22 protein-coding genes are annotated in these 21084 nt (G+C 62.1%); 4 read left to right on the top strand and 18 right to left on the bottom strand.

Annotated elements, in window-relative coordinates; all coding sequences use genetic code 11:
- The first annotated feature begins 46 nt into the window (after positions 1 to 46).
- Positions 47 to 1096 carry a selenide, water dikinase SelD gene (selD, locus tag RFN28_RS03370; protein WP_320286165.1) on the top strand — a complete coding sequence of 350 codons (1050 nt, stop codon included), beginning with the start codon at positions 47 to 49 and terminating at the stop codon, positions 1094 to 1096.
- A 162-nt stretch (positions 1097 to 1258) separates the two neighbouring features.
- Here the strand turns inward: selD and RFN28_RS03365 are convergent, their stop codons facing one another.
- The 4 genes from RFN28_RS03365 to RFN28_RS03350 form a co-directional block, all read right to left on the bottom strand.
- Entirely contained in the window at positions 1259 to 1414 is a 156-nt protein-coding gene (locus RFN28_RS03365) for a hypothetical protein (protein ID WP_320285957.1), read from the bottom strand.
- A gap of 33 nt (positions 1415 to 1447) precedes the next feature.
- On the bottom strand, positions 1448 to 2176 hold the full coding sequence (locus RFN28_RS03360) for an SAM hydrolase/SAM-dependent halogenase family protein (RefSeq protein ID WP_320285956.1): 729 nt from the start codon (positions 2174 to 2176) through the stop codon (positions 1448 to 1450).
- Positions 2173 to 3108 (bottom strand): oxygenase MpaB family protein, encoded by a 936-nt coding sequence (locus RFN28_RS03355; protein WP_320285955.1) that lies wholly within the window; start codon positions 3106 to 3108, stop codon positions 2173 to 2175. The genes RFN28_RS03360 and RFN28_RS03355 overlap by 4 nt, the downstream gene beginning before the upstream one ends.
- Positions 3109 to 3300: 192 nt before the next feature.
- Positions 3301 to 3759, bottom strand: a complete 459-nt coding sequence (locus RFN28_RS03350; protein ID WP_320285954.1) for a YbhB/YbcL family Raf kinase inhibitor-like protein — start codon at positions 3757 to 3759, stop codon at positions 3301 to 3303.
- A gap of 348 nt (positions 3760 to 4107) precedes the next feature.
- On the opposite strand from RFN28_RS03350, the gene nuoH reads away from it, so the two are divergent.
- Genes nuoH through RFN28_RS03335 form a run of 3 tightly spaced genes read left to right on the top strand, consistent with a single transcriptional unit; the run spans position 4108 to position 6167 of the window.
- Entirely contained in the window at positions 4108 to 5094 is a 987-nt protein-coding gene (gene nuoH / locus RFN28_RS03345; protein ID WP_320285953.1) for an NADH-quinone oxidoreductase subunit NuoH, read from the top strand.
- Between the two features lie 20 nt (positions 5095 to 5114).
- A complete protein-coding gene (locus RFN28_RS03340) occupies positions 5115 to 5681 on the top strand; it encodes an NADH-quinone oxidoreductase subunit I (RefSeq protein ID WP_320285952.1) in 567 nt (188 codons plus the stop codon).
- A gap of 45 nt (positions 5682 to 5726) precedes the next feature.
- The gene (locus RFN28_RS03335; protein ID WP_320285951.1) at positions 5727 to 6167 is read left to right on the top strand and encodes a CBS domain-containing protein; all 441 of its coding nucleotides are present in this window, start codon (positions 5727 to 5729) and stop codon (positions 6165 to 6167) included.
- Positions 6168 to 6218: 51 nt separating this feature from the next.
- Here RFN28_RS03335 and nuoG read toward each other — a convergent pair whose 3' ends face one another.
- The 14 genes from nuoG to RFN28_RS03265 all read right to left on the bottom strand — a co-directional run bounded on the left by nuoG (position 6219) and on the right by RFN28_RS03265 (position 20597).
- Positions 6219 to 8777 carry an NADH-quinone oxidoreductase subunit NuoG gene (gene nuoG, locus RFN28_RS03330; RefSeq protein ID WP_320285950.1) on the bottom strand — a complete coding sequence of 853 codons (2559 nt, stop codon included), beginning with the start codon at positions 8775 to 8777 and terminating at the stop codon, positions 6219 to 6221.
- Positions 8778 to 8825: 48 nt separating this feature from the next.
- Positions 8826 to 10091, bottom strand: a complete 1266-nt coding sequence (gene nuoF / locus RFN28_RS03325) for an NADH-quinone oxidoreductase subunit NuoF (protein ID WP_320285949.1) — start codon at positions 10089 to 10091, stop codon at positions 8826 to 8828.
- Between the two features lie 4 nt (positions 10092 to 10095).
- Complete coding sequence (gene nuoE / locus RFN28_RS03320) at positions 10096 to 10608, bottom strand: NADH-quinone oxidoreductase subunit NuoE (protein ID WP_320285948.1); 513 nt, start codon at positions 10606 to 10608, stop codon at positions 10096 to 10098.
- 16 nt (positions 10609 to 10624) lie between these two features.
- Positions 10625 to 11839 (bottom strand): NADH dehydrogenase (quinone) subunit D, encoded by a 1215-nt coding sequence (gene nuoD, locus RFN28_RS03315; RefSeq protein ID WP_320285947.1) that lies wholly within the window; start codon positions 11837 to 11839, stop codon positions 10625 to 10627.
- Between the two features lies 1 nt (position 11840).
- Positions 11841 to 12404 carry an NADH-quinone oxidoreductase subunit C gene (locus RFN28_RS03310; protein WP_320285946.1) on the bottom strand — a complete coding sequence of 188 codons (564 nt, stop codon included), beginning with the start codon at positions 12402 to 12404 and terminating at the stop codon, positions 11841 to 11843.
- On the bottom strand, positions 12401 to 12904 hold the full coding sequence (gene nuoB, locus RFN28_RS03305; RefSeq protein ID WP_320285945.1) for an NADH-quinone oxidoreductase subunit NuoB: 504 nt from the start codon (positions 12902 to 12904) through the stop codon (positions 12401 to 12403). The genes RFN28_RS03310 and nuoB overlap by 4 nt, the downstream gene beginning before the upstream one ends.
- Positions 12892 to 13257, bottom strand: a complete 366-nt coding sequence (locus RFN28_RS03300) for an NADH-quinone oxidoreductase subunit A (protein ID WP_320285944.1) — start codon at positions 13255 to 13257, stop codon at positions 12892 to 12894. Before RFN28_RS03300 ends, nuoB begins: the two co-directional genes overlap by 13 nt.
- A gap of 155 nt (positions 13258 to 13412) precedes the next feature.
- Complete coding sequence (locus RFN28_RS03295; RefSeq protein WP_320285943.1) at positions 13413 to 14852, bottom strand: NADH-quinone oxidoreductase subunit N; 1440 nt, start codon at positions 14850 to 14852, stop codon at positions 13413 to 13415.
- Positions 14849 to 16324 (bottom strand): NADH-quinone oxidoreductase subunit M, encoded by a 1476-nt coding sequence (locus RFN28_RS03290; RefSeq protein WP_320286164.1) that lies wholly within the window; start codon positions 16322 to 16324, stop codon positions 14849 to 14851. The genes RFN28_RS03295 and RFN28_RS03290 overlap by 4 nt, the downstream gene beginning before the upstream one ends.
- 8 nt (positions 16325 to 16332) lie before the next feature.
- Complete coding sequence (locus tag RFN28_RS03285) at positions 16333 to 18093, bottom strand: Na(+)/H(+) antiporter subunit D (protein WP_320285942.1); 1761 nt, start codon at positions 18091 to 18093, stop codon at positions 16333 to 16335.
- Positions 18086 to 18340, bottom strand: a complete 255-nt coding sequence (locus RFN28_RS03280; RefSeq protein WP_320285941.1) for a hypothetical protein — start codon at positions 18338 to 18340, stop codon at positions 18086 to 18088. The genes RFN28_RS03285 and RFN28_RS03280 overlap by 8 nt, the downstream gene beginning before the upstream one ends.
- The gene (locus RFN28_RS03275) at positions 18337 to 19791 is read right to left on the bottom strand and encodes a monovalent cation/H+ antiporter subunit D family protein (protein ID WP_320285940.1); all 1455 of its coding nucleotides are present in this window, start codon (positions 19789 to 19791) and stop codon (positions 18337 to 18339) included. The genes RFN28_RS03280 and RFN28_RS03275 overlap by 4 nt, the downstream gene beginning before the upstream one ends.
- Positions 19792 to 19794: 3 nt before the next feature.
- Positions 19795 to 20097 carry an NADH-quinone oxidoreductase subunit NuoK gene (nuoK, locus tag RFN28_RS03270; RefSeq protein WP_320286163.1) on the bottom strand — a complete coding sequence of 101 codons (303 nt, stop codon included), beginning with the start codon at positions 20095 to 20097 and terminating at the stop codon, positions 19795 to 19797.
- Entirely contained in the window at positions 20097 to 20597 is a 501-nt protein-coding gene (locus RFN28_RS03265; protein WP_320285939.1) for an NADH-quinone oxidoreductase subunit J, read from the bottom strand. The genes nuoK and RFN28_RS03265 overlap by 1 nt, the downstream gene beginning before the upstream one ends.
- Positions 20598 to 21084: the final 487 nt, after the last annotated feature.

Genomic DNA, 21084 nt, shown 5'->3' with positions numbered 1-21084 from the left:
ACAGTGCGGCGTGGTGTTGGAAACGGCTCCCGCGTCGCGGGGCGATATCACCGAGGCGCCTCCGCGCCTGACCAGCCTTGCTCATGGCGGCGGTTGCGGCTGCAAGCTGGCCCCCTCTGTCCTGCAGGAACTTCTCGCCGAGAAGACGGAATCCAGCCTCTTTCAGCAACTCCTTGTCGGCACCGAAACCGGCGATGATGCTGCCGTCTGGCAGATCGACGACACAACCTGCATGATTGCAACCACCGATTTCTTCATGCCGATGGTGGACGATCCGCACGACTTCGGCCGGATCGCCGCAGCCAACGCGCTCTCCGACGTCTACGCAATGGGTGGGCGACCGATCATGGCCCTGGCCATCCTGGGAATGCCTATCGAGAAGCTGCCGACGCACATCATGCGGCAAATCCTGAAGGGCGGCCGCGACATCTGTGCCACAGCCGGAATACCGGTCGCAGGTGGCCATTCGATCGACTCGCCGGAACCGATCTACGGACTGGCCGTGATCGGCACCTGCCGACCGGCGGACATCCGGCGCAATTCGGGAGCCAGGCCGGGAGATGCGTTGATCCTGACCAAGGGGCTCGGCGTCGGGATCTATTCTGCGGCCATCAAAAAGCAGGCGTTGTCGCCTGATGGCTATCAAGAGATGATTGCTTCGACGACCCTTCTCAATCGGATCGGGTCGGAGCTCTGCAAGGATCCGAACGTGCATGCGATGACCGATGTGACCGGCTTCGGTCTACTCGGACACGCTCTTGAGATGGCGCGCGGTTCCGGCTGCACCCTTATGATCAGCGACCGAGATGTTCCCGTCTTTGCACAAGGCTCGTCGCTTGCGGAACAAGGTTTCCTCACCGGCGCATCGCGGCGCAATTGGGCGAGCTACAGCGAAGCGGTGCGACTGCATGAAGGCATGCCGGAGTGGCGACGCGATCTTCTTACCGACCCACAAACTTCGGGTGGACTGCTGATTGCCTGCGAGTCCCGCAGCGCTGCCGCGCTGGCCGAGACAATCGTCAAGAGCGGCTATCCGTCGGCTAAAGTGATCGGATGTGTCGAGCGCGGGCGACCTGCCGTAACGATCGAGGAATGAGCCACCTGCTCGAGCGTCTCGTCTCCGCCTTGACCTTTCAACACGCAAGATGGCGAGGCGCGGAAGGCTCGATATGACCAAGTTGACCCGAAAACCGGCCGTCAGGTCGCGAAACGATATGGGGCGATACGGGAAACTATGATCTGGGATATATCGACCAACTCACCTCACCCGGTATTTGCTCGCATAGTGCTTGGCGAGAACCTTGCGAATCTGCTCGGCAAGCCGCTTGTTGCCGGTCGTCGCCCGCGCCTTGTCATCGCCTTTTTGCAACTTCGGCAGATCGGCGCCGGGGCTTCGTTTCGTTGACTTGCGCATCGCAATAGATAAACGCCGCAACTGACAACCGGTTCAAAGGACGATTTCCACAGGACTGCCGATCGCGAGACCGAGCTCGCCGTCCGCGCGCCCTTGATTGACGGCAATCTCGGCAAGGCCGTTCGAATTCTCGTACCAAAAGGCCGTACCCGGCGGCCGATCGCTGAAAGTCGTCGCGGCCTCTACTACGCGATCTGCTGCAGCGAGCCTTGCACCCGCCGGCAGCCTGGCCGCCCTCAGGCCGGTCATGGCATTGCCGAAATGGTCGATATAGACGATCTCGGCGAGGTCCTCCGGCCAGTCCCTACGGCGATCTGCTTCATCAAGACGCGGCCTTCCGGGCGGCGGCTCACCGCGTGCCAGCATGGCTGCGACCGGGGCAAACAAGTCACGCCCGTGGAAGCTGGCAGACAGGCGCTTTGGCGTCCAGTCGATATCCCAGCCCAACGTCTCAGCCGCCCGGCGCTGGATCAGCTCGAACAGGCCGTTGCCGGGGCCGACATACCAGCGACCGTCGGCCTCGATGATGACGGGCGGCCGCGTCCCTCCAACGCCTGGATCGACGACACAGAGAAAGACGGTTCCAGCAGGAAACCACTCCGCATAGGCCGCCAGCAAGTAGGCCGACGCCTTGGGATTGCCGACCGGCGCATCGGAGAAGAGGTCGATCGCCGGTATGCCCGGCGCCATCTGGTGCAACACAGCCTTCATCTGACCCGTGTAGGGGCCGTGCAAGCCGAAGTCCGTGAACAAGACAATCATAAATTAGTGCCGACTGCGCTGCGATGGACATACAAATAGTCAGCCGGAAGGCGCATCCGTAGGCAGGCCTGAACGGCCGGGTTGGTTTCGATGACGAGACGATCCGCCAAAGCCCCTGCCCGCCGGATCGCCTCAGCTTCCCAACTGCGCAAGCCGTGCCCGGCGAGCCCCAACAGCGCCTGCATCCAACCAGGCACCAGATCAACGGCAGCCGCCACCAGCAGGTGCTGTGCCGGCCGCAGCGGCAGCGGCAGGATAGGCGCCGAACGCATGATCGCGAGAAATTCAAACACTATGGCCGAGCGCTCCAGCCGTCCGGCTGTCGCATGGAACAGCGCTTCAAGCTCGGCTTCCGATCCCGGTGCGCCTGTGGCGCCGAAAAGGCGCGCAGCTGGGACGCCCTCGGCGTAATAGCGGTCGCGCTCCGATGCGGAGAACTGCTGCACATAGACGTGATAAGCTTGGACAAAGCCGTACGCCGCCGTGGCCTGAACCCAGTTCAGAAGCTCGGGGTAATTGGCGTGGTACGTCTCGCCTGACGATGTCACGCCTTCAATGCGGTCGTGTATTCGCCGAACGCGGGCGATCATGGCCTCGGCCATGGTGCGGGGGCCGTAGACCGTCACCATCGCAGCCAGCCCCGTGCTGTGCAGTCGTTGAATTGGATCAAGGCGGAAAGAGGTATGCTCCCATATGCCAGTGCGCACGCGCGGTTCAGCAAGCTCCATGATTACGGCGGTGACGCCGCCGATAAACAGCGAGAGCGGGTTCTTGAACACGCGCCACGACACCGAGTCCGGCGATACCAGTCCAGCCTCGCCGATCGGTCGCGAGAAATCGATGTGAGGCTGGTCGCCAGGCTGCAGCACCGCCCGCGCTACCGCCTCCAGGAGGCTTTGCAACGGCCAAGGCAGGACGATCGGTGTGGTCATGGCAAACGAGCGCCATTCACAAGAAACGCGTGCTTCCGAACAGCGAAGTCTGGCCGCTAGACGCGCTTGGCGAAACTACGGCCACTTTCTGCGGTGCTCGATCCAGGCACAGTAGCCCAATTGGATGACGGTGCCCACCGCAAGCGGAGGCAGGCCTTCCTCAATCGCCCGACCTCACACGAGCGACGTCCATCATCGCTCATATACTCCGACGAGAACCGCCTCGGCGAGGAGATGCTTGCGTGCTTCTCGTTCGACCGCCTGACACGATGGGTTGTCGCCGAGCGGCAGGTGATCGATCGACAGCGCAAGCAACCGGAAGTGATAGCGGTGTCGGCCGTGGCGATGCGGTGGACAGGGACCACCGTAACCTGGTCGCCGGAAATCGTTGGTGGCCTGCCTGAAGCCTTGCTTGCCGGCGTGTTGGGCGGCGCCCTCGGCCAACTCTACACAATCGGCCGCAATGTCATAGGCGGCCCAGTGATGCCAGATGCCCGCCGGAGCGTCCGGATCATCGCAGAGAAGGACAAAGCTGCGGGTGCCGGCCTGAGCGCCGGTCCAACTGAGGGGAGGGGAACGATCCTCACCGTCGCAAGTGAAACGCCGGGGGATCGTCATACCGTTCGCAAAGCTGCTTGAACTGAGCTGCATGGGTCGCTCCTAACGCTGTTGCCGCGCCGCGCAATATTCAGTCCCAAAACGCTGGGTGCCGGGCAAACTGATTGAAGCGCGGGCGCCGTCTTGAGGCTGCTTTGCGACACTTCACGGTTGATCCGAAGCGAGGATAGGCGCTCTATCGAAAATGTACGAGACAATATTGGATGACAGTTCGTTTCGCCCTGCCCCCCGTCCCACGCATCGTAGCCAGTGATGGCAAGGCTGTGATACCATTGCGCAAGTTGCGTCGCGGTTGGCAATTGCCACGCTCGCGCGGCCTGACCACTGTGCAGTGCTAATCGGGTCGCGGGTCAAGTCCCGTCGAACGAGTGGCCTCGGATCATGGAACTCGTTGTTGCTCTTGGGCTGATCGTCCTCAAGGTCGCGTTGCTGATTGCGATCCTGCTGCTGCTGCCCCTGCCGCTGACCTGGCTGGAACGCAAGATCGCGGGGCACATCCAGCAGAGGATGGGGCCGATGCGTGTGGGATGGCATGGGCTGCTGCAGCCTGTGGCGGACGGGGTCAAGCTCTTGACCAAAGAAGACCACATCCCGGCCGAGGCCGACCGCTTCCTGTTCAAATTGGCGCCGATCCTGGCGCTCGCTCCGCCCTTCGTGGTGTTCGTCGCAATTCCCTTCGGCGAATCCGCCTCGGTGCTCGGCGCCAAGATCACCCTCTACGCCTCCAACATGAACGTGGCGCTGCTTTTCGTCTTTGCGGTGATCGGGATCGAGGTCTACGGCGTCATCTTCGGCGGCTGGGCGGCGAACAGCAAATACGCTGTTCTGGGCAGTCTCAGGACCTGCGCTCAGATGATCAGCTACGAGATCCCGATGGGATTCGCGGTCATCGGCGTGGTCATGCTGGCGCAATCCATGAGCCTGCTCGACATCGTGCGGGCGCAAGCCAATGTCTGGAACATCGTCTACCAACCGGTCGGGTTCTTCGTGTTTTTCGTCGCCGGCCTTGCCGAAGCGCAGCGCATTCCCTTCGACCTGGCGGAAGCGGAAGGCGACCTGGGGGCCGGGTTCCATACCGAATACAGCGGTATCCGCTTTGCATTCTTCATGGTCAGTGAATATGCCATCATGCTTCTGACCTCGGTCCTGGCTGTGATCCTGTTCTTCGGCGGCTGGAACGGCGTGCTGGTCCCGTTGCCACCGTTCCTCTGGTTCGTGCTCAAGGTCGCGTTCTTCGTCTATGTGTTTATCTGGTTCCGCTTCACGTTCCCGCGCTATCGCTACGACCAACTGATGGCGATCGGGTGGAAAGTCTTGCTTCCTTTGTCGATGGCGAACATAATCATAACCGGTGTTGCTTTCCTTTAGGGGGCTGCAACGAGGCGACGATGTCGCGCGCACTGGATAGAACGGGAATTTGGATCGGCTGGGCGTTCTTCGCCGATCTGACGAAGGCCTTGGCGCTGACCTTCGGCTACATGTTCTCCAGACCCGTGACCATGCAGTATCCGGACAAGGAAAAATGGTTGCCCTATTCGCGTTACCGCGGGCACCACTTCCTGAAGCGCGACGACGAGGGCGAGATCAAATGCGTAGCCTGCGAACTCTGCGCGAGGATCTGTCCCTGCGACTGCATCGAGGTCATCCCCTACGAGGATGAGAAGGGCAATCGGCACCCGGCAAAATTCGAAATCGACATGGCCCGGTGCCTGTTCTGCGGGTTGTGTGAGGATGCCTGTCCGGCGGACGCGATCGCGCTTGGCCAACAGTACGAATTCTCGAGTTTTTCCTCAGCTGAGCTGGTGATCGGTCGTGACGATCTGCTCGCCAAGCCGGGCAAGGCAACGAGCGGCGGCGGCGTGGTCGCTGCACGCCTGAACACCGAACAGGACGTGCTGGTCGAGACGCGCGAGCCGCAGGGGTACAACTGGTGGCGGAATATCCGACGAACGTGAAGGCGCGCCGGCCGGCAAGCCGGAGCGCGCAGACAGGAGGGTCAGATGCTGGTCTGCCAAATTTTGAAGAGCAAGGCTCCCGAGGTCGTCTCGGTCACTCCAAATCAGACGATGGTGGAAGTGCTACGGCTGTTTCGGGAGAACAATATCGGCTTCGTGGTCGTCAGCCGCTTCCCCGGCGATTGCATGGGCACGCTGTCGGAACGGGACTGCTGCAACGCCGTGGCCGAACACGGAACCAAGGCGCCCTTGATGCGGGTCGCCGAGATCATGAATCGTAGCGTGGCGACCTGTTCGACACAGGATCTGCTGCCCTCGGTTATGGCTATCATGACCACGCAGCGCACGCGCCATGTACTGGTCATGGATGGCCGTGCTGCTGTCGGCGTGGTGAGCATCGGCGACGTGGTCAAACACCGCCTCGAAGAATTGATGAGCAACGAGCAGGTGTTGTACGACTATATTGCCGGGACCGGTTATCACTGACCAAGTCGGCTCAAGGTGCAGGGTTAGGGCAGGGCGCCGACGGGCGGTGCCTCAGCCCAGATTTGCAGGCTGCGCCCCGACTCCGGCGATTGTCGTGATCTCGAAGGCCGCGTGCGCCATTTGAACGTCCACCGGACATGGGTATTCGCCCCGCCGCAGCAGGCTGTTTAGACGCAGCGATCTGTAGTTTTCGGGAACGAACACGAGGCCCTTGGGGAAACGCTTGTTGACCTTGAGCTTTGCCGTCAGTTCGCCGTGGGCGGATCGCACGACCACCTGATCGCCATCCGAAAGGCCAAACTGCGCCGCATCCGGCACGCTCATCTCGACATACGGGTCATCCGCGACGGTATTCAGGATCTCCGAGTGCTCGGAAAGATATCCGTTGTGGAAAAGGCAGTTGCCGGTGACCAGCATGAGCCCGCCGGCGGCAATAAGGGCTGGCGGGGGGGCGAAGAACTCGCTTTCTGGCGGCGCGGGGGCCGCCTTCGTGAATGCTCCGTCGGCGCCAAGTCCGTCCTGCGTCAACCCCTGGTAGGCCGGAACCAGCCGGGCAATCTCGCCGAAGATTTCGCCTTGGGTCGATGGACGCAGCGCCTGGCCGCGAAGCGCCGCAACGAAATCGAATATCGCCAGATTGCCCCGCGCCTCGAAGGCGGGTTCGCGGAACTTGCAGACCTTCTGGGTCCGGCCTTCGTTGTTGGTGAACGTACCCGATTCCTCGCCATAACTCGCCGCAGGCAGCACGACATCTGCCAGGCCGGAAGTATCCGTGAGGAAGGCGTCCTGCACGATCAGGAGATCGGCGGCACGAAGCGCCCGCTGCACGAATCCCCGATCGGGATAGGACATCATTGGGTCGCTTCCGGCGATGTAGAGCGCACCCATGCGCTTCCTGTCACAGAGCTCCAGCACGGCGTCGAAATCCACGCCCGGTTCAGATGGGATTTCGGCGCCCCAGGCTCGTTCGAGCGTTGCGCGCGGCGCATCATCGGCGAGCGCGCACAGCCCCGGCAGCACCGTCGGCAAAACGCCCATGTCCCAGGCGCCCAGTTGGTTCGCACGGTCGAAGAGGAACTGCATCGCCAGGTCCTTACCGAGTGCGCGCAGAACCTGCAAAAGGTTGTTGAGCTGGCACAACGTCGCGCGCGCCAGGGGTGATCTCAAGAGGTCGGCGCTGACAAGCACGGTGGCGCTGCGGCCTTCCAGCAGCGCCGCGGCCAGGGTGTTCGGATCGTCACCGTCGGCGACCGCTGCTGGCCCGTCGCCCGGCAATCCTTGACCAGCCGCCCCCAGTCCGGCCACCACCGCGGCAAGGCCCTGGGCCTCACCGCCCGGCGGTACGCGAACGACCGCCCGCGCATCCGCGTCCAGGCGGGATGGCCGCGCTGAGAGCATGAGTAAGCCGGTCTGTCGCCGCCGTGCACAGTCTCGCAGCAAATATTCAGTGACTGGGTTTTCGTCCGTCACGTTGCCACCGACGACAAGCACACAGTCGTTGCCGATCACCTCCTCCAGCGGCGCGCGCGTGTAGAAGCCGGCCACCAACGGGCCGAGCGCATCAAAGGGCGTGGACCAGCGCGAGGAGCAGTCGATATTGTTGGTCCGGAATGTCGTGCGCATCAGCTTCTGGAACTGATAAAGCACCTCGTTGGGCAGCCGCGGCGAGGCCAGTCCGCCCGCAGTCTTGCTGGCGACGACCGCCAGCCGCCGGCGGAGGTAGTCCCCCGCTTCGTCCCATGAAACCGGGACCAGGACCCCGTCACGACGGATCATCGGCCGCTTGATCCGATCCTGACTGCCGACGAAGTCGAGGCCGAAGCGCCCACGCACGCAGAGCGTTTCGCGGTTGACGCCGTGCTCCACCTTCGAGCGGACCCGCATGAACTCGCCCTTGCGTGTACCGACGGTCAGTTGGCAGCCGGTGCCGCAATGCGGGCAGATTGTGTCGGTCTCGACCAGATCCCAGGGCCGCGCCTTGTAGCGATAGGGGAAGCTCATCAGCGCGCCGACCGGGCATACTTCGACGCAATTGCCGCACTGGTCGCAACTCGCGAGACTACCTTCGAAGCCGGTGACAGCGGTGTCCATGCCTTTTTCAACGGTGCCCAAGGCGACCGCACCGACGACTTCTTCGCACATCCGGACGCAGCGCTGGCACTGGATGCAGCGGTTGACGTTCATGATGATGACCGGGCTGAGACGGATGTCCTGGGAGTGGAACACACGCTTGGCATCGCGGAAGCGGCTAGCGCGGGGACCGTATGCCATCACCATGTCTTGAAGCTCGCACTCGCCGCCCTTGTCACAGATCGGGCAGTCGAGTGGGTGATTGGCAAGCAGCATGTCGAGCATGGAAGAGCGCGTTTCTTCGATCAGCCGCGTGTTCGTGCGCACCACCATACCGTCGGTGACGGCGGTGGCACAGGAAGGCTGCAACCGCCGCTGTCCCTCAATCTCCACCAGGCACATGCGGCAGGAAGCAAGCGCCGGCAGCCGCTTCAGGTAGCAGAAGGTCGGGATGTCGATGCCCAGACGCTCGGCGGCCTGGAGCACCGTGGAGCCCGCCTCCACTTCCAGTGTGCGTTCATCGATTGTGACGCGAACCATGGGCTTCCTCGTCATTCTCTTACAGCGTTCCCGTCTACTGCGCTCCTGTCAGTGAAATGGGCACCTCCGCTCGTCGATATGCGTGACGAATTCATCTTCGAAATGCGCCAGTGCTGCCCGCAGGCCCATTGCCGCGCCATCCCCCAGAGCGCAAAACGTGTTACCGAAAATGCCCTTGCAGAGCGCCCCCAGCTGTTCCAGATCGCCCGGCTCGCCTTGGCCCGCCTCGAGCCGGCGCAGCACCTTAACGACCCAGTTCAACCCTTCGCGGCAGGGGGTGCACTTACCGCAGGACTCGTGGTGGAAGAACTCGATGATCCGGGTGGCGACTTTGACGATACAGGTCGAGTCGTCGATCACGATGACCCCGGCCGAGCCGAGCATCGAGCCGGCAGCGGCCAGCGAGTCGAAGTCCATCCCGACGTCCAGCCTGCGCTCCGGGATCAGTGGCGCCGAGACCCCGCCTGGGATCACCGCCTTGAGCTGGCGCCCCGGCAGCGGTCCGCCGGCATGATCACAGACCAATTCGCGCAGCGGTATCCCCATCGGCAGCTCGTAAAGGCCCGGTTTGCGCACCTGTCCGCTGAGGCAATAGAGCTTCGGGCCGGGGCTCTTGTCCGGTCCGATACTACGGAACCAGTCGGCCCCCCGCACCACGATATGCGGGACGCAGGCCAGCGTCTCGACGTTGTTGATCACGGTCGGGCTGGCGTAGAGTCCTTCGACTGCCGGAAACGGCGGTTTCAGACGCGGCTGCGCCCGCTTGCCTTCGAGCGAGTCGAGCATCGCGGTCTCCTCGCCGCAGATATAGGCGCCGGCTCCGCAATGGATATGCACGGCGAAACTGAAATCCGAGCCCAGGATACGCGTTCCCAGATAACCCTTCGCATGAGCCTCGGCGATCGCCCGCTCAAGCCGCGCGATCGCCAGCGTGTATTCCCCGCGGACATAGACATAGGCGGTTTCGGCGCCTATCGCGTAGGCGCTGATCGCCATGCCCTCGATCAGTTGGTGCGGGTCACGCTCCATGATGATCCGGTCCTTGAAGGTGCCCGGCTCGCCCTCATCAGCGTTGCAGCACAGGTATTTCGGCTTGCCGGCACGCCTGGGCACGAAGCTCCATTTCATGCCCGTAGGAAATCCGGCTCCGCCGCGACCGCGAAGGTTCGATTTCTTGACGAGGTCGATGATCTCGTCGGGCGTGTGCTCCCGCAGCGCCTTGGCCAGCGCCCGGTAGCCGCCGCCGGCCTCGTAGGTCGCGAGCAGATGGCCGTCCGGCACGTCCACGTTCCTGAGAAGCACCGGTTCGAACATGGCGCTATTCTCCTGGCGGCCCTGCGGCCGCGAGTTCGGCGCTTGTCGCATGCCGCACCGTCGCGCGCAGCCTGCCCAGCAGCGCGTCGATCCGCGCGATGTCGAGGTCGCCGTGATACTCGTCGCCGACCTGCATCACCGGGGCCATCTCGCAAGCGCCGAGGCATTCGACTGTCGAAAGCGTGAACATCCCGTCCGCGGTCGTGCCGCCCCTCTTGATGCCGAGTACCTCCTCCAGGTGCCTCAGCAGGTCTTCGGATCGGCGCAGCATGCAGGAAACGTTGTCGCAGAGCTGCAGGTGGAACATGCCCACGGGCTCGGTGTGGAAGAGGGTGTAGAAGGTCGCCAGTTCGTAGACCCAGATCCGCTCGACGCCGAGGATGTCGGCGACCTCTTCCAGCACCGGTCCCGGCAGATGGCCATGTTCCCTTTGCGCGATCAGAAGCGCGGGCATGATCGCCGAGCGTTGGTCGGGATATCGCGAGGCGGCCTCCTCGATCTTTTCGCGCATCGTCATCGCGTCCAAATCCCTGCTACTTGTCCACCTCCGCCATCACTGGATCAAGGCTGCCGAGCACGGCGATCATGTCCGCCAGATAGTGCGCATTGGCGACCCCGAAGAGCGCCTGAAGGTTGACGAACGAGGGTGACCGCACCTTCATGCGGAACGGTTTCGGCGACCCGTCGCTGACGATGTAGAACCCGAGCTCGCCCTTCGGCGCCTCGATCGCCGAATAGACCTCGCCCTTCGGCACCTTGAAGCCATATGCCGACAGGTCGAAATGCTGGATCAGCGCCTCCATGGAGCAGTGAACCCGATCCTTGTCCGTCGGGAAGGCGATCGTCGGCATGTCGATCTGGAACGGTCCGTCGGGCATTTGGTCGAGGCATTGCTCGATTATCCGGACGCTCTCGCGCATTTCCTCGACCCGGCATCGCCAGCGTGCGTAGCAATCGCCCTCCTGGCTGGTGATGACATCGAAATCGAGACGGTCGTAAATCTCGTAAGGCTCGTCGCGGCGGATATCCCAGTCGACGCCTGAGGCGCGCAGGTTCGGGCCGCTCAGGCCGAGATCGATGCCGTCTTCGGCCGAAATCACACCGATTCCCTGCGTGCGTTTCAGGAACACTCGATTGCTGTCGAGCAACCGTTCATAGTCGCGGATCCGGTTCGGGAAGATGTCGCAGAACTCCCGGATCTTGGGGAAGAACCCGTCGGGCAGATCCTCGCGCACACCGCCGACCCGGCAGAAGGAGGTGTGCATCCGCGCCCCGCTGATCATCTCCAGCAGGTCCATGATCATTTCGCGCTCGCGCATGGCGTAAAGGAGCGCGGTCATGGCGCCGAGGTCCATCGGCAGCGCGCCGGTGATCAGGAGATGGCCGGAAATCCGTGCCAGTTCTGCCATCATCACGCGGATGTATTGCGCGCGGATCGGTGCCTGAATGCCGAGTAGCTTCTCCACCGCGAGTGCGAAGGCCAGGTTGTTCGAGGGCGGGCAGAGGTAGTCGAGCCGGTCGGTCAGTGGAAAAATCTGGGTGTAGGTGAAGCTTTCGGCCAGCTTTTCGGTGCCGCGGTGGAGGTAGCCGATATGCGGGTCAACGCGCTCGACATATTCGCCGTCCAGCTCGAGTACCAGCCGCAGCACTCCGTGCGTGCTGGGATGCTGCGGCCCGAGGTTGAGCAGCACTTCCCTGGTGCGGGGCGCATCGGTTTCGGGCCAGCTCAGTTCCGTGACTTCGGTCATCTCAAGTCCGCGGTGTGGAACGGCCTCCCTGTGGAATGTCCTTGGTGGCAAGGTCGGGCTGCGTCGGCGGCGAGCCTTCGGCGCCGAACGGGTTCAGCTTGTCCTTGTAGCCCCGCAGAGGAAAGTCCTTGCGCTGCGGGAAGCCCTCGAACCCTTCCCACATATAGATCCGGCGCAGATCGGGGTGGCCCTCGAATCTGATCCCGTACATGTCCCAGGTCTCGCGCTCATGCCAGTTGGCCGTGCGCCAGACCCCCGTCACCGACGGGACCCGGGGCGGATCACCGAGGCGGCACTTGATCCGCACGCGCCATTTGTTCGGCAGCGAAAAGAGGTGGTACACCGCCTCGTAGCGCGGCATCTCGGGGTAGTGATCGACTCCGCAGATATCGGACAGGAAATCAAACTGCAGCGCCGGGTCTTCTTTCAGGAATCGGCAAAGATCGACGATCATGTCAGGCGGTGCGGCGAAAGCGTGAACCCCATGCGAGAAGCCAAGCTCCTCGATTGCCTCTCCGAAACGTTCCGCCATCAGGGTGCGGATGAGGGGTGTCTCCACGTTCATGGCGCTGCGACCCGATCCAGAGACGCCCCGGCCAGCGCCCTCGATTTCTTGATCTTCTCCTGAAGCAGAAGGAAGCCGTGCATCAGCGCCTCTGGCCGCGGCGGGCAGCCGGGCACATGCACGTCCACCGGCACGAAGGTCTCCGCTCCCTGCACCACGGCATAGGTGTTGTAGACGCCGCCAGAGATGGCGCAGGTGCCCATGGCGATGACCCAGCGCGGCTCCGGCATCTGGTCATAGAGCCGTCGCACCACGGGCGCGAATTTCCGCGTTATGGTGCCGGCAATGATCATCACGTCGGACTGGCGCGGCGAAGGCCGGAACACCACGCCGAAGCGGTCGAGATCGTAGCGGGCGCACCCTGCCGAGATCATCTCGATGGCGCAGCAGGCAATGCCGAAGGTCTCGGGCCAAAGCGCAGATCTTCTGCTCCAGCTGATCAGGCTGTCGGCGGTGGTGAACAGCACGCTGTCGCGGATTGCGTTGTTCATACCTCCCATTCCAGCGCCCCTTTCAGCCAGGCGTAGGCGAAGCCCACGAGAAGCAGCAAGATGAAGACGAACATCTCGACATAACCGACCAGTCCGATCTCCTTCAGGACGACGGCCCAGGGAAAGAGAAACATAGTCTCGACATCGAAGACCACGAACAGGATCGCGATGATGAAGAACTGCACCCTGAAGCGGCCCCCGGCGGCTTCGCCCGCCGGGTCCATGCCGCATTCATAGGGCATGTTCTTCGCGGGATAGGGATTGGATGGGCGCAGGAGCGAAGAGACAAAAAGCGTAGCTGCCGCCACCAGAACAATTCCGGCGACCATGAAAAGTACCGGCAGGAACTCCATTCCGGTCACGTCGCACAGCCCCGGTCACCCGCCGAGGGCTTTACTCAAACCGCCACCGACGCCTTTGGGATCGGTGATGCGGGCGCCCTTTGGAAGCGACGAGGGCATTCCTTTCTAGTACCGTCAGAGTATTCCGTCAGCCGGACCATTGCAAATCCAATCGGTCAACCGCCAACTGCGGCGTGTTGGGCAAGCCTAAGAAAAAACGCCGGAAACAGGCCGATGCCGATGGTGCCGGCAGCGGTGAAGGCGAGGGTAGCGCCGACCGCGGGCGTCAGAGCGGGGTCGAACGCGCCCTCGGGCTCGCGCATGTAAATCACCATTACGATGCGGATGTAGAAATAGGCAGCAACGGCGCTCAGCAGAACCGCGATCACCGCCAGCACGACGAAGCCCCGTTCGACGAGCGCGACCAGCACGTAGAATTTGGCGAAGAACCCGGCCGTCGGCGGAATGCCGGCCAACGAGAACAGAAAAAGCAGCATCAGAAGCGCCAGCCCGCGATGCGACTTGGCGAAACCAGCGTAGTCCTCGATAACCTCGCCGGAGAAATTGCCGTTCCGCATCATGATGACGGTGCCAAATATGCCGAGGTTCATGAACGCATAGATCAGCAAATAAAGCATCACGCTGGCCACCCCGTCCGCACCGCCGGCTGCCACACCGAACATGGCGAACCCGGCATGGGCGATGCTGGAATAGGCCAAGAGGCGCTTGAAATTGTCCTGCACCAGCGCCACGAAACTGCCGAGCGCCATCGTCACTGCTGCAATGACGGCGACGATGATCCAGACATTGGAGGCGGCGACAAGCGGGTTGAGGAACACCCGCAGGATCACAGCGAATCCCGCTGCCTTGGGCCCCACCGACATGAAGGCGGTGATCGTCGTCGGCGCGCCTTCATAGACGTCCGGCACCCACATGTGGAACGGCACAGCGCCGACCTTGAATACAAGCCCCGCGACGATAAAGACCACCGCGAGGAGCAATCCGGGGTCGAGCGGACCACCGGTGACCGCCGCGGCCATCTTGTCCAGCTGCGTGGTGCCGACGAGCCCGTAGACAAGCGAAACGCCGTACAGGAAAATTGCGGTCGAGACCCCGCCAAGGATCACGTATTTCAGCGCCGCTTCGTTCGACCGCTGCTGCTGCCGCAGGAAACCGGTCAGCACATAGGTGCACAGCACCATCAGTTCGAGGCCTACATAGATCGACAGAAGGTCGATCGCCGAAGCCATGATCATCATTCCCGAAAGTGCCAAGAGGAGCAGTACATAATATTCACTGCGCCCGATCGCTTCGATCTCGGTATATTTTTGCGAAAGAAGGAATGTCAGGACTGTAGCCACGTAGAACACGACCTTGAAGAAGACCGCGAAGCGGTCGGCGACGAACATGTCCGCGTAGGCCGGCCGCACTTCGCCCGCGAGCATCAGTGTCCCCAGGGCGGCAATCAGCACGATTGCGACTGAGGCCCAGACAAGCAAATGTTCCTGCCCCTTGCGCACAAAATGCCCCAGGATCAGCAGGATGCAGGCCCCGCTAACCACGACGATCTCGGGCAGGCTCGCCAGAATCGACTGGAAAAGCGCGGCGGCGGTCATTGGGCGCCCCCCCGACCGTGCACCTGCGCCAGAAGATGCCTCGCTGAGGCGTCGATGATTCCGAGAAAGGGCTTGGGATAGAGTCCGACCCAGAGAACGAAAACGGCCAGCGGCAGGATCGCCGCCATCTCGCGGGCGTTCACGTCGCGGATCTTGAACGGCAAGCCGACGCTGGCCGGGCCAAGCGCGACTTTCCTGTACATGCCAAGCAGATAGGCCGCTCCCAGCAAGGCCCCCAGGACGGCGGCACCGCCGACAGCCAGGTTGGCGGCGAACGCGCCCGACAGCACCAACAACTCGCCCACGAACGAATTCGTTCCCGGCAGCGCCATAGAAGACAAGGCGAACAGTGCAAGAAGCGCCGTATAGACCGGCGCCACCTTCATCAGCCCGCCGTAATCCGCGATGCTGCGGGTATGGGTCCGCTCGTAGATAATGCCGACGAACAGGAACAGCGCTCCCGTCGTTACGCCGTGATTGAACATTTGCAGGATGCCGCCCTCGAGCCCACGGAGGTTCAGCGTGAAAATCCCCAGCGTCACCAAGCCCATATGGCTGATGCTGGAATAAGCCACCAGCTTCTTCAGGTCGTCCTGCGCCAAGGCGAGCAAGCCGCCATAAACGATGGCGACCGCCGAAAGGACCAGCATCAGCGTGGAATAATGCACAGATGCTTGAGGCAGCATTGGCAGCGAGAATCGCAGGAAACCGTAGGCGCCCATCTTCAGGAGCACGGCGGCGAGGATGATGCTGCCGGCCGTCGGCGCCTGCACATGGGCATCCGGCAGCCAGGTATGGACCGGGACCATCGGCACCTTGACCGCGAAGGCGATCAGGAAGGCGAAGAATAGCCATGACTGAACCTGGAACGGCAGATCCTGCGCCATCAGGGTACGGATATCGAAGGTCTCGCCACCGTGGAAATAAAGCACGATGACGCCGATCAGGAACATGAGGCTGCCTGCCAGCGTGTAGAGGAAGAACTTGAACGCCGCATAGATCCGGCCGTCGCCGCCCCAGACGCCGATGATCACGTACATCGGAATCAGCATCGCCTCCCAGAAGACGTAGAACAGGAACAGATCCAGCGCGCAGAATACGCCCAGCATCAGCGCCTGCATGGCCAGCAGACTGACCATGAACTCCTTCACCTTGCGGTCGATCGCAACCCACGAGGCGAGCACGCAGATCCAGCCCAGCAGCGCGGTCAGGAACACGAAGAGTGCGCTGATTCCGTCGATGCCAAGTGCGTAGTTGATCCCTAGCGCGGGCACCCACTGATGCGTCTCGGTGAACTGCATCTCGTAGGTGGAGGCGTCAAAGCTGCCCAGCATGGCGATGCAAAGCGCGAAGTCGAGGACAGTGATGCCCAGCGCCATCCACCGCACCACATCCTCGTTGCGGACAAACATCAGCGCCGCAGCCCCGACGGCTGGCGTGAACACGATGAGGCTAAGCAAAGGGATCGTCATCGCGCCCTCTACCGCCACACTATGGCGAATACGGCGACCCCCGCGATCACACCGGCAATCATCGCTAGCGCGTAGTGGGTCACGACGCCGCTCTGGAGCCGCCGCACGGCCCCACCGCTGAGCAGGATCGCGCGCGCGACGGCGTTCACGAAGGCATCCACGCCGTGGAGATCGACCCGCAGTCCTGCCCGTGCCATTCCGTGCAGAAAGGGAAGCGCAGCGGTTTCGGACGCATCACTCACCGCCTTCTCGTAGCGTGCCAGCGGTTTTTCGGCGAGCCACATGAAGCGCCGCGCGCCCATGCGGTAGAACCAGTCGGTATCGATGCTGATCGTATTCTCCGGGTCGAGCGCCCTGAGGAACATGACGAAGCCCAAGGCAGTGAACATCAGCACGCCGAGGCTCTCGGTGACATGGACGCCGGTGTAGGGTTCGAAGTCGACCGGATGGGGCAGAAGCGCGTAGAGCGTCTGGGGGAACACCCCGATCGCAATGCAGAGCAACGCTGCCATACCCATCGCAACCAGCATGTTGCGCGGCGGTTCACGGGCCTCCAGCCCTTGGTCCCTGCCAAAGAACATGTAGTACGGGAGCTTCAGCCCGGTGTGCAGGAACGTCCCTGATGACGCCATTGTCAGTGCCAGCACCACCAACGCGCGATGATCCTGTGCGGCGGCGGCCACCACCATCGACTTGGTGACGAAGCCTGAAAAGAACGGGAATGCCGAGATCGCGAAGGCGCCGACCATGTAGAGCGAAACGGTCACCGGCATGGTTTTGTAGAGCCCTCCGAGTTCGGTGAGCTTGCGCCGCCCCGTGACGTGAATCACCGCCCCCGCGCCCATGAAGAGGAGCGCCTTGTAGAGGATATGCGCGAAGGCATGGCTGACGGCGCCATTCACCGCCATCTCGGTTCCGATGCCGATGCCCACAACCATGTAGCCCACCTGGCTGACGATGTGATAGGCCAAGAGCCGCCGGCAATCGTTCTCCAGCACCGCGTAGATGACGCCGTAAAGCGCCATCACTGTGCCGAGCCAGACGAGAAGATCGGTCCCCGGGAACGCCCGCGCGAGCACATAGACGGCGGTCTTCGTGGTGAAGGCGCTCATGAATACCGCCCCGGTGACGGTCGCTTCCGGGTAGGCGTCGGTCAGCCAGGCGTTGAGCGGCGGCACTGCGGCATTGAGTATGAACCCGGCGAGGATCAGGCAGGTGCCGAAGTCCAGTCCGCCTTCGACCGGACCGAAGAGCAGCGAACCGGTGGCGAACCCATGAAGAATTATGCCGCCGAGCAGCACAACGCCGCCGGTTATATGGACCATGAGGTAGCGGAACCCTGCGCGGAACGCCTGCTCGCTGCGCTGGGCAAAGACCAGGTAGGCAGAGGCAAACGTCATACCCTCCCAGAACAGGAACAGGGTCAGGTAGTCGCCGGCAAATACCACCCCGAGCGCGCTGCCGACGTAGACGAACGCCGCCATATGCTGTCCTGCGTGCGTCAGATGCAGAGCATAGACTGTGCCGATCAATGCCATGATGCTGAAAACGGTGGCGAAGAGGATACTCAGCTTGTCGACCTTGGCGACAATGATGTCCTGCCCGATGAACTGCGCAGCGCCGTATCCGCCAGGATGCATGGTGAGCACGGCCAGGATCGCCAGCGTTGGGATCAGCAGCACATAGGCCTTGCGAACGGATCCTTTCAGGAAGGGGATCGCAAGCGCCCCGAGAATGAACAGTACGCCCGGATGGACGAAGTCAGTCATAATAGTCCTCGCGCCGCATCAGCCCGCACTGATGGCCAAGAAACTTGGACACGAAGATCAGAAGCACGCAGGAGCCGAAGCCGTAGAGAGCAGACCAGCCGGGCAACCGATCCCACAGGTATTCGGCGTGTTCGCGGAAGACCAAAAAGTCGGCGATGACGATCAGGACGAGCATCAGATAGAATAGCCGGCGACGCCTCGTCGCATATCTATTATCGCCAAAGAAATCGACGATGCGCTTGATCATCTGACGACTCTTTCCGCCAGGGCGATGAAATAATCCGGGAAGATGCCCATCGCCACCGACAGGATGGCGGTCGCAACGAGCGGGATCGTCAGCATCGGAATTTCACGAACAGTCGCCGGGCTCTCCTGCGCCTCCGTCCCGAAGAAGGCGGCATAGCTGACTGGCAGGAAATAGGCGGCGTTCAGGATCGAACTGACCAACAGCACGATAAGGAACGGGGTTTCCCCGGCCTGCGCCGAGCCGAGCGCCAGATACCACTTGCTGATGAAGCCCGCAGCCGGCGGTACCCCGATCATGCTGAGGGAGCCGACAAAGAACGCCCCCATCGTCCAAGGCAACCTGCGGCCGATGCCTGCCATGTCGCTGATGTTGCGCTTGCCGGACGCGCAGTAGATCGACCCGGCACAGAAAAACAGCGTGATCTTCGAAAATGCATGCGCCGCGATGTGGATGATCCCGCCGACCATCGCGACGGGCGACAGCAGAACAGCGCCCAGCACGATGTAGGAGAGCTGGCTGACCGTCGAATAGGCGAGCCGCGCCTTCAGGTCGTCCCGCGTCAGGGCGTAGATGGACGCCATCAGGATCGTGAACGAGACCACATAGGCCGTGGCGATGCCGAGCCCCAGCCCGCCCACCAGCCCGACGCCGAAGACATGGAACACGACGCGCAGCACACAGAAAACACCCATCTTGACGACGGCCACCGCATGCAAGAGGGCGCTTACCGGTGTCGGCGCCACCATCGCGGCAGGCAGCCATGCGTGCATCGGCATCACCGCGGCCTTGGCGAAGCCGAAGAGGTAGCAGAAATAGACGACGGTCAGCAGCGACGCCGATGAGTCGACCCTCGCCAGCAGTCCCCCCGCCACAAAGTCGAGCGACCCCGCAATCTGGTAGGTCAACGCAAGCGCGGCCAGAAGCACACTTTTCGACGCGCCCATCAAATAGACGAGGTACTTGCGGCTGCCCGCCCATGCCTCCTCATCCTCGTGATGGTAAACAAGCGGATAGGTTACGAGGCTCAGCGCCTCGTAGAAGATTACCAACGTGAACAGATTGGCGGCAAAGGCGCCCCCGGCCGCCGCCGCGAGGCTGGCGGCAAAGCAGGCGAAGAACCGGGTCTGCGCATGCTCATTCAAGTGCCGCATGTAGCCGATCGAATAGATCGACGCCGCGACCCACAGCAGCGACGAGACGGTAGCAAACACCATGCCGAGCGCATCGACACGGAAAGCGAAGTCGATCCCCGGCAGAATCTCGAACAGGCGCAGATCGATTGTCCCGCCCGCCAGCACCGTGGGCGCCATCGAGGCGACAATTGCGAACATGGCGATCGCGGCCAACGGCGAGACGGCATCGCGAAGTTTCTCGCGCTTGTCTAGAAGGAGTACTGCAAGAGCCGCCAGAATTGGGACGGCAACAGCAAGCAGCGGCCGGATCGATATCACCGGCTATCCTTTCATCATGGTCACTTCATCGACCTTGAGAGTGGACTTGTTCCTCGCAAGGGCGACCAAGATGCCAAGAGCAACGGCAACCTCCGCCGCAGTGATTGCGATGACGAAGATTGCAAAAATCTGCCCGCGGAAGTCGTCGTAGTAATGCCCGAAAGCGATAAAATTGATGTTGACCGAATTGAGCAACAGTTCCAGCGACATCAGCACGACCAAAATATTGCGCCTGAGCAGTACGCCTCCCGCTCCGATCACGAACAGGACCACCCCGAGCACGACATACCACCACAGCGGCACCATCACTGCGGCTCCTTCCGCGCCAGCACGATGGCGCCTACCAGCGCCGCCAGCAGGATGATGGAGGCGACTTCAAAAGGTAGGAGATAGTCGGCGAAAAGCGTCGTGCTGAGCTGCCTGACCTCACCGCTGGTGCGCATTGCGACGGGCTTGGCGACCGAATAGCGGTCGCTCCTGAGCACCAGTACAAGCATCTCGACCCCGAGCAAGACGAGCAGCACCAAGGCTGGCAGGTTGCTGCCCGGCAAGAACCGCTGCAACACCGCTTCGCGCACATCAATCATCATGATCACGAATAGGAACAGGACCATGATCGCGCCGACATAGACGAAAATCTGGATGACTGCGAGCAGCGGCGCCTCGAGCAAGACGAAGATCGCCGATATCTGAAGGAAAACCGCCATCAGCGCTAATGCGCTGTGAACTGGATTCCGCGCCAAGACCAAGGTCACAGCCGCGACTACGGACGCCGCAGCGAACAGAAGAAAGAACCCCTGATCCATCGACGCCGCTCCTCCGACGCGAACTGTCACCCGTCGTGACAGGGTCGGACTTGAGATAGCTGTCCACTTCCGCTCACAAATTGTGCCCTAGTATCGGGTTTTTCTCAAGATTATCGCGGTTTGGCCTACACTAAATTCACCGGAGCGCAGCACATCGGCTCAAAATCAGAGCTACCTCGGAAGACTTAGGTGTCGCTCAGGGTGTCGTCCCCAAGGCTTGGAAGAGGCGCTGACATCAAACGGTTTGCAGGACAGGAGAGGGTGCTCATCGCGGTAGTGAGGCACCTTCCGGGAGCGCCACCACCGAACGGGTCAGTGGACTAATCAGAATTTGGTGGACGGAGGCCGGCTAGCGTCTAACGAGGAAGGTCGACGACAAGACGGACGGAGATCTGCGACTGCCGATAGAGCCGCGCATGGTGGCAATATTGGCCGACCAGCACCTTCTCACGCGGGCAGATGATCGGGCAGGGCCTTCAGCGGGACG

The sequence above is a fragment of the Mesorhizobium album genome (assembly GCF_033977205.1).
Lineage (GTDB): Bacteria > Pseudomonadota > Alphaproteobacteria > Rhizobiales > Rhizobiaceae > Mesorhizobium > Mesorhizobium album.
The sequence above is the reverse complement of the archived record's forward strand: the minus strand, read 5'-3'. Positions and strand labels throughout refer to the sequence as shown.